This is a genomic window from uncultured Xylophilus sp. (genome assembly GCA_913776965.1).
Taxonomy (GTDB): Bacteria; Pseudomonadota; Gammaproteobacteria; order Burkholderiales; family Burkholderiaceae_C; genus Xylophilus.
In genome coordinates this window covers 1-13,414 of record CAJYQL010000103.1, presented here as the reverse complement: position 1 = coordinate 13,414, position 13,414 = coordinate 1, and the positions used below count along the sequence as shown (strand labels likewise).

The 13,414-nt window shown below is 72.6% G+C and carries 13 protein-coding genes; 12 read left to right on the top strand and 1 reads right to left on the bottom strand.

Going from position 1 to position 13,414, the window contains the following annotated elements:
• Nucleotides 1–83: 83 nt before the first annotated feature.
• Nucleotides 84–1,634: a helicase HerA-like domain-containing protein gene (locus QZ500_RS14745; RefSeq protein ID WP_295856159.1), complete on the bottom strand. Its 1,551-nt coding sequence runs from the start codon at nt 1,632–1,634 to the stop codon at nt 84–86.
• Nucleotides 1,635–1,773: 139 nt separating this feature from the next.
• Between QZ500_RS14745 and QZ500_RS14740 the strand changes: the two genes are divergently transcribed.
• The 12 genes from QZ500_RS14740 (at nt 1,774) to fabG (ending at nt 13,352) form a co-directional block, all read left to right on the top strand.
• Complete coding sequence (locus tag QZ500_RS14740) at nt 1,774–2,079, top strand: phosphopantetheine-binding protein (protein ID WP_295856158.1); 306 nt, start codon at nt 1,774–1,776, stop codon at nt 2,077–2,079.
• A gap of 22 nt (nt 2,080–2,101) precedes the next feature.
• Nucleotides 2,102–2,749 carry a hypothetical protein gene (locus QZ500_RS14735; protein ID WP_295856157.1) on the top strand — a complete coding sequence of 216 codons (648 nt, stop codon included), beginning with the start codon at nt 2,102–2,104 and terminating at the stop codon, nt 2,747–2,749.
• Nucleotides 2,746–4,476: an AMP-binding protein gene (locus tag QZ500_RS14730; protein WP_295856156.1), complete on the top strand. Its 1,731-nt coding sequence runs from the start codon at nt 2,746–2,748 to the stop codon at nt 4,474–4,476. Before QZ500_RS14735 ends, QZ500_RS14730 begins: the two co-directional genes overlap by 4 nt.
• Entirely contained in the window at nt 4,473–5,402 is a 930-nt protein-coding gene (locus QZ500_RS14725; protein ID WP_295856155.1) for an acyl-CoA synthetase, read from the top strand. Before QZ500_RS14730 ends, QZ500_RS14725 begins: the two co-directional genes overlap by 4 nt.
• Entirely contained in the window at nt 5,386–5,973 is a 588-nt protein-coding gene (locus QZ500_RS14720; protein WP_295856154.1) for a LolA-related protein, read from the top strand. Before QZ500_RS14725 ends, QZ500_RS14720 begins: the two co-directional genes overlap by 17 nt.
• A gap of 32 nt (nt 5,974–6,005) precedes the next feature.
• Complete coding sequence (locus QZ500_RS14715; protein WP_295856153.1) at nt 6,006–8,342, top strand: MMPL family transporter; 2,337 nt, start codon at nt 6,006–6,008, stop codon at nt 8,340–8,342.
• Between the two features lie 37 nt (nt 8,343–8,379).
• Nucleotides 8,380–9,249 (top strand): polysaccharide deacetylase family protein, encoded by an 870-nt coding sequence (locus tag QZ500_RS14710; protein WP_295856152.1) that lies wholly within the window; start codon nt 8,380–8,382, stop codon nt 9,247–9,249.
• Nucleotides 9,246–10,001, top strand: a complete 756-nt coding sequence (locus tag QZ500_RS14705) for a class I SAM-dependent methyltransferase (RefSeq protein ID WP_295856151.1) — start codon at nt 9,246–9,248, stop codon at nt 9,999–10,001. Before QZ500_RS14710 ends, QZ500_RS14705 begins: the two co-directional genes overlap by 4 nt.
• Entirely contained in the window at nt 9,998–11,197 is a 1,200-nt protein-coding gene (locus QZ500_RS14700; protein ID WP_295856150.1) for a beta-ketoacyl-[acyl-carrier-protein] synthase family protein, read from the top strand. Before QZ500_RS14705 ends, QZ500_RS14700 begins: the two co-directional genes overlap by 4 nt.
• Entirely contained in the window at nt 11,194–12,021 is an 828-nt protein-coding gene (locus tag QZ500_RS14695) for a beta-ketoacyl synthase chain length factor (protein ID WP_295856149.1), read from the top strand. Before QZ500_RS14700 ends, QZ500_RS14695 begins: the two co-directional genes overlap by 4 nt.
• Nucleotides 12,018–12,518, top strand: a complete 501-nt coding sequence (locus QZ500_RS14690; RefSeq protein WP_295856148.1) for a hydroxymyristoyl-ACP dehydratase — start codon at nt 12,018–12,020, stop codon at nt 12,516–12,518. The genes QZ500_RS14695 and QZ500_RS14690 overlap by 4 nt, the downstream gene beginning before the upstream one ends.
• A gap of 87 nt (nt 12,519–12,605) precedes the next feature.
• Complete coding sequence (gene fabG / locus QZ500_RS14685; RefSeq protein WP_295856147.1) at nt 12,606–13,352, top strand: 3-oxoacyl-ACP reductase FabG; 747 nt, start codon at nt 12,606–12,608, stop codon at nt 13,350–13,352.
• The last annotated feature ends 62 nt before the right edge of the window (nt 13,353–13,414 follow it).

Below are 13,414 nucleotides of genomic sequence, written 5' to 3'. Positions count from 1 at the left end.
CGGCGCAAGGCGGCTTGCGCGCAGGGCGCGCCGGCACACTCAGCAAGGACGATGCCAGCAGGGTACCGGTGCCCGCGCGGGTGTCAGCGCCGCCGGCCGCCGCTGCCACCGAAGAGGCTGCCCAGCACGCCGCGCACGATTTCCTTGCCGACGCTGGTGCCCATGGTCCGCACGGCGGACTTGGCCATCGCCTGCGCGAGGCCGTCGCGCTTGCCGCCCCGCGGGCCGGTCGAGCCGAACAGCACGTCGTTCAGGCCGCCGAGCCAGCCGCCGCCGCCGGCGTCGGCCATCGCGCCGCCTGGTATGCCGGCAGGACCGGCCGCCCCGGGCGCACGTCCCTGTGCCGCGGTGCTCGACGCCTCGGTACGGCCGCGCAGCATCTCGTAGGCGGATTCGCGGTCCACCACCTTTTCGTACACGCCGGCCACCAGCGAGGACTGCATCGCCGCGGCCCGCTGCTCGTCGGTGATCGGGCCGAGCAGGCTGGCGGGCGGCAGCACGAAGGCGCGGTCGGTGATGCCGGGGCGGCCCTGCGCGTCGAGCAGGCTGACCAGCGCTTCCCCGACCGCCAGTTCGGTGATCGCGGCCTCGATGTCCAGGCCCGGCCGCTGGCGCATCGTCTGGGCGGTGGCGCGCACCGCCTTCTGGTCGCGCGGGGTGAAGGCGCGCAACGCGTGCTGTATCCGGTTGCCGAGCTGGCCGAGCACCGCATCCGGAATGTCAAGCGGGTTCTGCGTCACGAAGTACACGCCCACCCCCTTGGAGCGGACCAGCCGCACCACCAGCTCGATCCGTTCGACCAGCGCCTTCGGCGCCTCGTCGAACAGCAGGTGGGCCTCGTCGAAGAAGAAGACCAGCTTCGGCTTGTCCGGGTCGCCGATTTCCGGCAGATGCTCGAACAGTTCGGACAGCAGCCAGAGCAGGAAGGTCGCGTAGAGCCGCGGCGACTGCATCAGCCGCTCGGCCGCCAGCACGTTGACCACGCCGCGGCCGGCGACGGTCTGCAGCAGGTCGGCGATGTCGAGCATCGGCTCGCCGAAGAACCGGTCGCCGCCCTGGCCCTCGATCTGCAGCAGGCCGCGCTGGATGGCGCCCACGCTCGCTGCGCTCACGTTGCCGTAGGCGGTCTTGAATTCGGCCGCGTTGTCGCCGACGTACTGCAGCATCGCCCGCAGGTCCTTCAGATCGAGCACCGGCAGGCCGCGGTCGTCGGCGATCTTGAAGACCAGGTTCAGCACGCCGGCCTGGGTTTCGTTCAGGTCGAGCATGCGGCCGAGGAGCAGTGGACCCATGTCGGAGACGGTCGCCCGCACCGGATGGCCTTTTTCGCCGAACACATCCCAGTAGGTGACGGGGCAGGCCTCCGGCGCCGGGGCGTCGATGCCGCGGCTGGCCAGCACCGAACGCAGCTTGTCGCCGATCCGGCCGGGCTGGCCGATACCGGCGAGGTCGCCCTTGACGTCGGCCATGAACACCGGCACGCCGATGCGCGAGAAACCTTCTGCGAGCGCCTGCAGCGTCACCGTCTTGCCGGTGCCGGTCGCGCCGGTGACCAGGCCGTGGCGGTTCGCCCAGGCGGGCAGCAGTTCGAACGTGGCGGACGCATTGCGGGCGACGGGGATGGCAGCGGTCATGGCGGTGGGGCGCTCGGCGTGACGGGAGGTGTGTGGCAGTGTACCGACGCCCCCGGGCGCCGCAGCCGGCCCCGTAGCGGGGCCAAACCTATAATCGCGCTCCTTTTTTGTCGTCCAGCCAGCCTCCCGGGAGCTTACGTTGTCGTCCTCTGCCCACACTCCCCACGCCCCGGACACCGGCTCCGCCCAGACGCCGCTGGAACACGAAATCGCCATCCTGCTGGTCGATGCGCTCGGCCTCGAAACGACGGCCGAGGCGATCGACCCTGGGGCCCCGCTGTACGGCGATGGGCTGGGTCTCGATTCGATCGACATCCTCGAAGTGGCGCTGGAAGTGTCCCGACGCTACGGCTTCCAGCTGCGCTCCGACGACGAGCGCAATCAGCAGATCTTCCAGTCGCTGCGCAGCCTGGCGGCCCACGTCGAGGCGCACCGCGCGGCCTGACCACCCTGACGACGGTTCGTCCATGCCGCCGAGGCCCCTGATCGGTCTGCTCGCAGGCGCTGCCGGCTATGCGCTGCTGTCGCACTGGCTGATGGTGCGGCACGCCGAAGCGCCGTGGGCAGCGGCGGTGCTGCTCGGGCCGTTGCTTCTGGCGGCTGCGGGTTTCCTGCCGTCGCGCTGCGGTGCGGCCGGATGGCTGCTGCTGGCGCTGCTGGCAGCGGGCATCGCCGCGCTGGTGCTGCGCGGCGGTGCCGGCGGGGTGCAGGGCCTGTACCTGCTGCAGCACGTCGGGACCCACGTTCTGCTGGGCGGATGGTTCGCCAGCACCTTGCGCGCCGGCCGGCAGTCGTTGATCGGCAGTTTCGCTGCGCGGGTGCACGGCACGCTGACGCCGTCGATGGCCGCCTACACCCGCCGCCTGACGGTGGTGTGGAGCGTCTATTTCTTCGCGATGGCGGCCGTATCGGTGGCGGTCTACCTGCTGCTGCCGTTCGACCTCTGGTCGGTACTGGGCAACGTGCTGACGCCGGTGCTGATCGGCGCGTTGTTCCTCGGAGAGCACCTGCTGCGCTACCGGCTGCATCCGGAATTCGAGCGGGTCAGCATCGCCGACGCGGTGCGGGCGGTACGCGCCGTGTCCGCCGCAGGCCCGCAGGAGCGCAGGCCGTGAGCCGCGACCTGCCGCTCGCCAGGGAGCGGAGCCGCAGTGCACCGGTCGCCTGGCGGAACGGCCGGCCGGTCGGCACGGACGCGTTTCTGGCCGACGTACGTGCGCTGGCCGGCCGGCTGCCAGCCACGGGCGCGGCGGTGAACCTATGTACCGACCGCTACCGTTTCGCCGTCGGGCTGGCAGCCGCGCTGCTCGCCGGCCGGCCGAGCCTGCTCCCGCCGGATGCGCGCGAGGACACCTTGCGCCGGCTGCAGCACGACCATGCCGATGCGTTCGTTTTCGTCGAGCCGGGCATGCCCCATCCTGCCGGCCTTGCCGCCGTTGTGGTGGATGCCGACGGCGCCGATAACGGGGAGGCAGAAGCCGTTTCCGTACCGCAGGTCGATGACCATCTGCTGGCCGCCACGCTGCTCACATCCGGCTCCACCGGCGCTCCGCAGCCGCACGGCAAAACGTGGGGCGCCCTGCACCAGAACGTAGCCGCTGCCGCCCAGCGGCTTGCCGAATGCCTCGGCCATCCGTCGCTGGAAGGGCTGGCGCTGGTCGCCACGGTGCCCGCGCAGCACAGCTACGGCTTCGAATCGACCGTGCTGCTGGGGCTGCTGGGCGGCGCGGCCTTCGACAGCGGCCGGCCGTTCTATCCAGCCGACATCGCAGCGGCCCTGGCATCGGTGCCGCGCCCCCGGGCGCTGGTGACCACGCCCTTCCACCTGAAGATGCTGCTGGACGCCGGCCTTGTGTTGCCGCCGGTCGATCTGGTGCTGTCGGCGACCGCGCCGCTGTCGCCCCAACTCGCCGCCCGGGCAGAGGCAGCCTTCGGCGGGCAGCTGATGGAGATCTACGGTTGCACCGAAGCCGGTCAGGTCGCGACGCGCCGGACCACGGCGGGCGAAGAGTGGCGCACCTTCGGCGCGCTGCGCATCGCCGCGCGGCCCTCCGATACCGACGGCCTGTCCTGTTTCGTGGTCGAAGGCGGCCATGTGGCCGAACCGACGCCGCTGGCGGATGTGCTGGAACTCCGCGACGATCGTCATTTCCGGCTGCTCGGCCGCAGCAACGACCTGGTGCACGTCGCCGGCAAGCGCAGCTCGCTCGGCCACCTGGATTTCCACCTCAACAGCATCCCGGGCGTGCAGGACGGTGCGTTCTGGCTGCCGGACGACGTCGCCGACGGCGTGGTGCGACCGGTGGCCTTCGTTGTCGCACCGGCGCTGCAGCCGGCGGACGTGATCGCCGGGTTGCGCGATCGGCTGGAACCGGCGTTCGTGCCCCGCAGGGTGGTGATGGTCCCCGCGCTGCCGCGGGAGGCGACCGGAAAGCTGACCCGGAAGGCCCTGGCCGCCTTGGCCTCGGCACAGCCGCCGGCCGCATCCACGGTCGAACCGCCGCCGGCCGCCACGTTCGAGCGGGCCATCCATGCCGACCGTCCGGTGTTCGACGGCCATTTTCCGGGCCAGCCCCTGCTGCCCGGCGCGTCGCTGCTGGCCGAGGTCCTGGAAGCCGTCCGCACGGCGCCCGCGTGGGCTGCGTACCTCGGGTTGCATCCGACGCTGGTTTCGGCCAAGTTCCTCGCACCGGTCCGACCGGGCGCCGTGCTGGACATTCGCCTGGAGCCCGCCGCGGCCGGTGCCCCTGCTGCGGCCGACATGGTGGTCCGGACCGGCGCGACCGTTGTCGCCCGTGGGCGATGGCAACGGGCCGGAGCCTCCGGAGAGGCTGCCGCATGAGCACCACGTCGGCCGACTGGTCGCAGACGCCCGAGCGCAGCAACCGCGTCGCGCTGCGGGCGATGTGCTGGGCGGCGCTCACCCTGGGGCGCCGCGTCGCCCATCTGCTGCTGGTGCCGGTCAGTCTGTATTTCCTGCTGGCGGCCGCCGGGCCGCGCCGTAACGTCCGGCGTTACCTGAACCGGGTGCTCGGCCGGCCGGCACGGTGGCGCGACTGCTTCCGCGTGATCCATGCCTTCGCGATCACGGTGGTGGACCGGATCTATTTCCTGCGCGGCCATGCCGGTCGTTTCGAGGTGCGGGTGCACGGGCCCGATACGGTGCTGTCCGTCCTGACCGGCGGCAGAGGCGCCTTCCTGATGGGCGCCCACGTCGGCAGCTTCGATGCGATCGGCCATGCGGGCCGGCTCAAGGGCGGCATGCGCATCGCGATGCTGATGTATCCGGACAACGCACGGCAGATCAATGCGGTGCTGGACGCGATCGCGCCGGACGCCGAGCGGGCGGCCGTCATCGCCCTCGGCCGGCCCGAAGCGATGCTGACGGTACGCGACTGGCTGGAGGGCGGCGGCCTCGCCGGCATGCTGGTGGACCGCACGATTTCCACCGCCGTGCGGCGCGACGCGACCCGCGACATTCCTTTCCTCGGCACGCCCGCGCCGTTCAGCGAAGGGCCGTTCCGGCTGGCGGCGCTGCTGCGCCGGCCGGTGTATTTCATGGCCGCGACCTGGGCAGGCGGGGCCTGCTACGACGTGTACTTCGAGCCGCTCGCCGACTTCAGCACCCCCGCGGGGAGTGCCGCGGCCCAGGACGCCCGGATCCACCGCGCGATGGACGCCTACGTCGCCCGCGTCGAGCGGCTGTGCCGCGAGGCACCCTACAACTGGTTCAATTTCCATGATTTCTGGCGTGAAGACGCGCAATGACCGCCGCCGCTGGCTGGCCGCCCTGGTACTGGCCGGGTGCAGCACCGGGGCCTGGGCCTTCGATCTGGCCGAGCTGATGCGTCTGCTGGCGCGCCAGACCTCCGGCGAGGCGCGTTTCACCGAGCAGCGCTTCGTCCGCGGCTTCGACGGGCCGCTGCTGGCATCCGGCACCCTGCGCTATACCGCGCCCGACCGTCTGGAGCGGCACACGCTGCAGCCGCGGCCCGAGAGCATGGTGGTGCAGGGCAACACCGTGACGCTGACCCGCAGCGGCCGCAGCCGGACCCTGTCGCTGGACAGCACGCCCGAACTGCTGGGTCTGGTCGAAGCGCTGCGCGGGACGCTGGCCGGCGACGCCGCGGTGCTGGAGCGGCACTTTCGCACGGCGCTGGCCGGCAGCCCGTCGAACTGGTCGCTGGAGCTGCTGCCGCGGGACGAGCGGCTGGCCGCCCAGGTCCAGAACCTGCGCTTGTCGGGCCGCGAAGGCACGCTGCTCGGGGTGGAGCTGGACTTCCGCAACGGCGACCGCGCGGTCACGGCCGTGACGCCTGTCCGGGCGGCCGTGCCGTGAATCTGGCCGCGGCGCCACGGCGCGGAACGGCGGTGCTCGTCTGGCTGGCGGCGATGGCCGTCGGCATCGTGCTGATCCTGCGGGCGCCGTTCAGCGCCGACCTGTCCGCCTTTCTGCCGCAGAGCCCGGATGCCCGTCAGCAGTTGCTGATCGACCAGTTGCAGAGCGGGCCGGCGGCGCGCACGCTGCTGATCGGCATCGACGGCGGCTCGGCCGCCGAGCGCGCCGACGCATCCCGCGGGCTGTCGCGGGCGATGCGGACCAGCGGACTGTTCGACCAGGTGCAGAACGGCGACACTACCGACTGGGAGGCGGCCGGCCGCTGGCTGGTGGACCACCGCTACCAGCTCAGCCCGGCCGTCACGCCGGAACGCTTCACCGTGGCCGGCCTCGCCGATGCGATCGGCGACACCCTGTCGCAGCTCGGCACGCCGGCCGGCAACGCGCTGCGGCCTCTGCTGGAGCGCGATCCGACGGGTGAAACCCAGCGGATCGCGGAAGCGCTGCTGCCGCGCGACGCGCCCCGGAGCGAGGAGGGTGTATGGGTGTCCCGGACAGCGCCACGCGCGCTGTTGCTGGCCGGGACCCGGGCGGCCGGAGCCGACCTGGATGCGCAGGCGGCCGCGCTGGCGCAGGTGCGCAGCGCCTTTGCGGCTCTGGACCGCCCGCAGCTCACGCTGCAGGTGAGCGGCCCCCCCGTCTTCGCCGTGGAGAGCCGCGACCGCATCAAGCGCGAGGCGATCCAGCTCGCGGCGGTCGGCGCTGCGGTGATGGGGGGACTGCTGCTGCTCGCCTTCGCATCGCCCCGTGCGCTGCTGCTGGCAGCACTGCCGGTCGCCACGGGGGTGGTCGTCGGCACCGCCGCCGTGGCGCTGGCCTTCGGGACCGTCCACGGCCTGACGCTCGGCTTCGGCAGCACGCTGATCGGCGAGACGGTGGACTACGCGATCTACTACCTGATCCAGGCGCGCGGCGTGGCAGCGCCGGGCACCGGCTGGCGCGACTGGCGCACCCGCCACTGGCCGACGGTGCGGCTCGGCGTGCTCACCTCGGTGGTCGGTTTTGCGGCGCTGGTGTTCTCGGGCTTTCCGGGGCTGGCGCAGCTGGGGGTGTTCTCGCTCGCGGGGCTCGCGGCAGCCGCTCTGGCGACCCGGTATCTGCTGCCGGTCCTGGCGCCCGACGGTGCGCCCGGGCGCGGCCTGCGGCGCCAGCTGGCGCGGGTGGCGGCAGCGCTGGTTCGCAGCCTGCCGCGGCTGCGTCCGCTGGTGGCCATCGTGGGCGTCGCGGCAGCAGCGGTGGTCGCGTGGCAGGGCGCCCGGCTGTGGCAGAGCGACCTGGGCGCGATGAGCCCGGTGCCGCGCAGCGCGCAGGCCCTCGACGCGGCGTTGCGTGCCGACATCGGTGCGAGCGATGCACGCACGCTGGTCGTCGCGCAGGGCGCCGACGTGCAATCGGTGCTGCGCACCGCCGAAGCGGCCGGTCCCCGGCTGGACCGATTGATAGAGGAGGGCGTGTTGACCGGCTACGACACGGTGACGCACATCTTGCCGAGCCTTGCCGCTCAGCAAGCCCGGCAGGCGGCCTTGCCGACCGCCGAAGCGCTGCGTCAGCGGGTCGCCGAGGCGCTGCAGGGCCAGCCGCTGCGACCGGACCGCCTCGAACCCTTCATCGTCGATATCGAGGCGGCGCGCAGCGCGGCGCTGTTGGACGAGCGCCGTGCGGCCGAAGGCCCGCTCGGCCCGCTGGTCCGTGCGCTGCTGGTCGAGCGCCTGGGCGGCGGCTGGACGACGATCATCGCCTTGCACCCTGGGGCACGCTACGACGACACTGCGTTGCGGCAGGCGCTCGATGGGCTGCCGGGCCTGCAGGTGGTGGATGTGAAGCACGAACTCGACAGCCTGTACGAACGCTACCTGCACGAGGCGGTGGTGCAGGTCCTGCTGGGCGCGCTGGCCGTCGCGGTGCTGCTGGGGGTGTACCTGCGGTCGCTCCGGCGGCTGGCGGCGGTGTGCCTGCCGCTGGCACTCGCGGTGCTGCTGGTGCTGGGTGGCCTGGCGCTCGGCCACGCGTTCGCGGGCTGGCCCGCCCTCGGCATCCTGCATCTGGTCGGGCTGCTGCTGGTGGTGGCCGTAGGGTCGAACTACGCCCTGTTCTTCGACCAGTTGCGGCAGAGCGGCGGCGCGGACGAGGACACGCTCGCGTCGCTGCTGCTCGCCAACCTGACGACGGTCGTGTCGTTCGGGCTGATCGCGCTGTCGCACATTCCGGCGCTCTCGGCGATCGGGCAGGTGGTGGCGCCCGGGGCGCTGCTGGCGCTGCTGCTGTCGGCGACCTTCTCGGCGCAGCGCGAGGTGCGGCGGCATGGATAATCCGCGCGCGTCCAGCCTCCGGGCCGTGCAACGCTCCATGCCGCCGCCTTCATCGACCTCTTCCATCGCCGCCTCCACTACCGGCCCGTGGCCGATCCCGCCGTTCCTGCAGGCGAGCGCCGTGCTGCATGGCGGGGCCGCGTTGGCTGCGGTCGCGGTGCCCGGTGCCTGGCCGTGGGCCCTCGGCGCGGTCGCCCTGAACCATGCCGGCATCACGGCGGCCGGGCTGCTGCCGCGCAGCGACTGGCTCGGACCGAACCTGCGCCGGCTGCCGGCGTCCGCCGTGGCACGGGGAGCGGTGGCGCTGACGATCGACGACGGGCCCGAACCGGCGGTCACGCCGACGGTACTCGATCTGCTGGATGCGGCCGGCCAGCGGGCGACCTTCTTCTGCATCGCCGACCGAGTGCGGGCGGCGCCGGCACTGGCGCGCGAAATCGTCGCTCGCGGCCACAGCGTGCAGAACCACACGGCGTGCCACCGGCATAACTTTTCCGTCCTGGGCCCGCGCGGCTATGCGGCCGAGATCGACCGGGCGCAGGCCATCCTGGAGGATGTGCTCGGCGCGCGGCCCACCTGCTTTCGGGCACCTGCGGGGCTGCGCAACCCCTTCCTCGCGCCGGTGCTGCACCGGCGCGGACTGTCGCTGGTGAGCTGGACGCGACGGGCCTACGACACCCGCGAGGGCGATCCGGCCCTGGTGCGCGACCGGCTGCTGCGCGGGCTGGCGGCGGGCGATATCCTGCTGCTGCACGACGGCCATGCCGCGCGCAGCCCGGCCGGCCGTGCGGTGGTGCTCGACGTGCTGCCCGGCCTGCTCGCGGCGTTCACGGCCGCGGGACTGCGCAGCGTCACGCTGCCGCAGGCCCTCGCCCAAGGCAGCGACTCTTCTCCTATTTCTTCATGACCACACCCCTGGCCCCCGACGCCGCCTGGCGCATCCTGCATGCCGACGCGACCGCGCCGTACCGTGCCGCCGGCCGCTTCGGCTGGCATTTCGCGCGCGGCAAGCTCGGGCACGACCCGGTGTTCCGGCAGATCCTGGCGCAGGGCCTGGCCCGACCGGGGGCGCGGTGGGTGCTGGACATCGGCTGCGGGCAGGGGCTGCTCGCCAGCCTCCTGCACAGCGCGGACACCCTGCAGTCCGGCGGGCGCTGGCCTGCCGAGTGGCCGCCCGCGCCGCGGAGCACCCGGTACACCGGCATCGAACTCATGCCCCGCGACGTCGAGCGTGCCGAGCGCGGCATCGGCCGCCTGCCAAGCGCACCGCGCTTCGTCTGCGGCGACATGTGCCGCACCGATCTGCCGGCGTCGGACCTGGTCGTGATCCTCGACGTATTGCACTACGTCGACCATGCCGCCCAGCGTGCAGTGCTGGGGCGGGTGCATGCGGCACTGCAGCCCGGCGGCCGGCTGCTGCTGCGGGTCGGCGATGCGGCGCAGCGGCGCGGCTTCGCGGTCAGCCAGTGGGTGGACCGCACCGTCACCCGTATCCGCGGCCACCGGGTCTCGCCGACCTGGGGGCGGACGCTCGACGCGTGGGCCGCGCTGCTAGGGGAGATCGGTTTTTCGGTGCGGCGCCTGCCGATGAGCCAGGGCACGCCGTTCGCCAACGTATTGCTGGTCGCCGACGTGGCGTCCGCGGAAGGAGCCGCATGAGCGCGACCGCGGCCCACGCCGTCACGGCCTACACCGCGACCACCGCCTTCGGCGCGGGGACCGGCCCCCTGCTCGACGGGCTGCGCGACGGCCGGACCGCCCTGGCGCGCCGCCATTTCGAGACCGCAGTACTCGACACCTGGATCGGCGAGGTACCCGACGTGGATGCCGTTCCGCTGCCGGCACCGTTGTCCGCCTGGGAGTGCCGCAACAACCGGCTCGCCTGGATGGGCCTGCAGGCCGACGGCTTCCTCGCGGCGATCGACGACGCGCGGGCGCGGCTGGGCGCGGGCCGCATCGGCGTGTTCCTGGGCACCAGCACCTCGGGCATCCTGGAAACCGAACGGGCCTACCGGCGTCGCGATCCGCAGACGGGAGCGCTGCCCGCCGATTTCCATTACGCCGAAACGCACAACACCTATTCGGTCGCCGGTTTCGTGCGCGAGGCGCTGGGGCTGGAAGGACCCGCCTTCGTCGTCTCCACCGCGTGCTCCTCGAGCGCCAAGGTGTTCGGCAGCGCGGCGCGGATGCTCGACCTCGGTCTGATCGATGCAGCGGTGGTCGGCGGCGTCGACAGCCTGTGTCTGACGACGCTCTACGGGTTCCAGTCGCTCGAATTGCTGTCGCCGGACATCTGCCGCCCCTGGGATGCGGACCGCGCCGGCCTGTCGCTCGGCGAGGCCGCCGCCTTCGCGCTGCTGGAACGCAGCGCTAAGGCCCCGCGCGCCTGGCTGCTCGGCGTCGGCGAAACCAGCGACGGCCACCACATGAGCAGCCCCCATCCGGAAGGCGCCGGCGCGGCCGAGGCGATGCGCATGGCGCTCGACCAGGCCGGGCTGCGGCCCGACCATGTCGACTACCTCAACCTGCATGGCACCGCCACGCCGAGCAACGACGCGGCCGAGGACCGGGCGGTGCAGAGCGTCTTCGGCACCGGCCTGCGCTGCAGCTCGACCAAGGGCGCGACCGGCCACACGCTGGGTGCGGCAGGCGGGGTGGAGGCGGTGATCGCGATGCTTGCGCTGGAGCACCGGCTGGTGCCCGGCGGCGCCAACCTGCGCACACCCGATCCGCAACTGGGCCTGCGCTACGTCGCCGGACCGGCGGTCGCCGACCCGGCGCTGCGGGTGGTCGCCAGCAATTCCTTCGGGTTCGGCGGATCGAACGCGTGCCTGATATTCGGAGCCGCACGATGAGCGCCGCCGACACCACCTCCGCCGTGGTCGCCCCGGCTCTCCAGGTTCTCGGAATCGGCGTGATCGGCCCAGGCCTGCCGGACTGGGCGACCGCCCGTGCGACGCTCGGCGCACCCGGCCGCTGGGCCGATGCGCCGGTGGTCGCCCCCGCGCCGGCCCGGCTGCCGCCGGCCGAGCGGCGCCGCAGCGGCGCGATCGTGAAGTTCTCGCTCGCGGTGGCGGAGCAGGCGGTGGCGATGGCCGGCGTCGATCCGCGCACGCTGGCCACGGTCTTCAGCGCGTCCAGCGGCGATGGTGCGAACTGCGACGCGCTCTGCGCGGCCCTCGCACTGCCGGACCGCGTGGTGTCGCCGACCCGCTTCACCAATTCGGTGCACAACGCGCCCGCCGGCTACTGGCACATCGGCTGCGCCAGCCGGGCGCCGTCGACCAGCCTGTGCGGCTACGACGCGAGTTTCGGCGCCGGCCTGCTGGAGGCGGCGAGCCAGGCGCTCCGATGGCGCCGTCCGGTGCTGCTGGTCAGCGCCGACGTGCCGTATCCGGAGCCGCTGCATGGCCGGCGTCCGCTGGTGGCGCCATTCGGTGCGGCGCTGCTGCTGTCGCCCGAACCGCACCCCGGCGCGCCGGTGCTGCGCTTCGACACCGGCCGCTTCCGGCCGGACGCCTGCGCCGACGCGGGCCTGGAGGCGCTGCGCACCGGCGTGCCCGCGGCGCGCAGCCTACCGCTGCTGCAGGCGCTCGCTGCCGGCGGTTCCGGGCAGGTGACCCTAGCGCTGGCCGGCGAACTGGCGTTGCGCCTGCAGCTAGAGGGCGGCACGCCATGACTCATGGATCGACACCCGCGCTTGTCGCTGTTCCGCTGCTCGACCGGGCCGGCATCGCCCGGCGCATTCCGCATCACGGCCGCATGTGCCTGCTCGATGCGCTTTGCGCTTGGTCGCCCGAGACGGTGCACTGCAGCGCCTCCGATCACCGCGATCCCGGTCACCCGATGCGGACAGCAAGCGGCCTGCTCGCACCGTGCGCGATCGAATATGCGGCGCAGGCGATGGCGCTGCACGGCGGGCTGGTGGCGGAAGCCCGGTCGCCGGACGTCGCGCCCGACCCGCGCCCCGGTTTCATCGCCAGCGTGCGGTCGGTCCGGCTGCAGGTGAGCCGGCTCGACGACGTGGCGGGCGACCTGCAGGTCCACGCCACGCGGCTGTCGGGCGACGACCGGCAGGTGCTGTATGCCTTCCGTGTGGCCGCCGACGACGGCCGGACGCTGGCGGAGGGCAGGGCGGTGGTCGTGCTCGACACGCCGCTGCCGGCAGCCACGTAGAAACATGATGCTATTCAATTGATAGCTGCCTGCGCAGGCGCATCCTGCGCAGAATGCCGATTTCCTTCTGAAAACTTGATGCAACCCATGTTGTCTTCACCCCTTCCGCATGCCGGCCGCCGCGCCTTGGTGACCGGCGCCAGCGGCGCACTGGGCGCCGCCATCGCCCGCCGGCTGGCGGCCGACGGTGCGCAGGTCGTGCTGCATGCCAGCAGCCGGCCGGAAGCGGTCGAAGCCCTGGCTGCGGAGATCGGCGCGGCCGGCGGTCGGGCGAGCTGCACGGCATTCGACCTGCGCGACGATCACGCCTGCGCCGCCGCCTGCGAGCGGCTGCTGGCCGACGGCCCGGTGCAGATCCTGGTCAACAACGCCGGAGTGCACGACGACGCGGTCCTGCCCGGCATGCGGCCCGAACAGTGGCACCGGGTCATCGACGTGTCGCTCAACGGATTTTTCCGCGTCACCCAGCCGCTGCTGCTGCCGATGCTGCGGACCCGCTGGGGCCGCATCCTGAATCTGTCGTCGGTATCGGCGCTGGCCGGGAACCGCGGGCAGGTGAACTATGCCGCCGCCAAGGGCGCGATCAACAGCGCGACCAAGGCGCTGTCGATGGAGGTCGCCTCGCGCGGTGTGACGGTCAACGCGATCGCGCCGGGCATCATCGCCTCGCCGATGGCGGCCGACGCATTCGCTGCCGACGACATCGCCCGCATGGTGCCGGCCAAGCGCGCCGGCACGCCCGAGGAGGTCGCGGCGCTCGCCGGCTTCCTGGCAAGCGATGCGGCTGGCTACATCACTGGCCAGATCGTCTCGATCAACGGCGGCATGCTGTAGCCGGTTGTCGGCGGCCGATCCGATCCGATTTCCTACTACCACTACCACGACCCGAGGAGAAG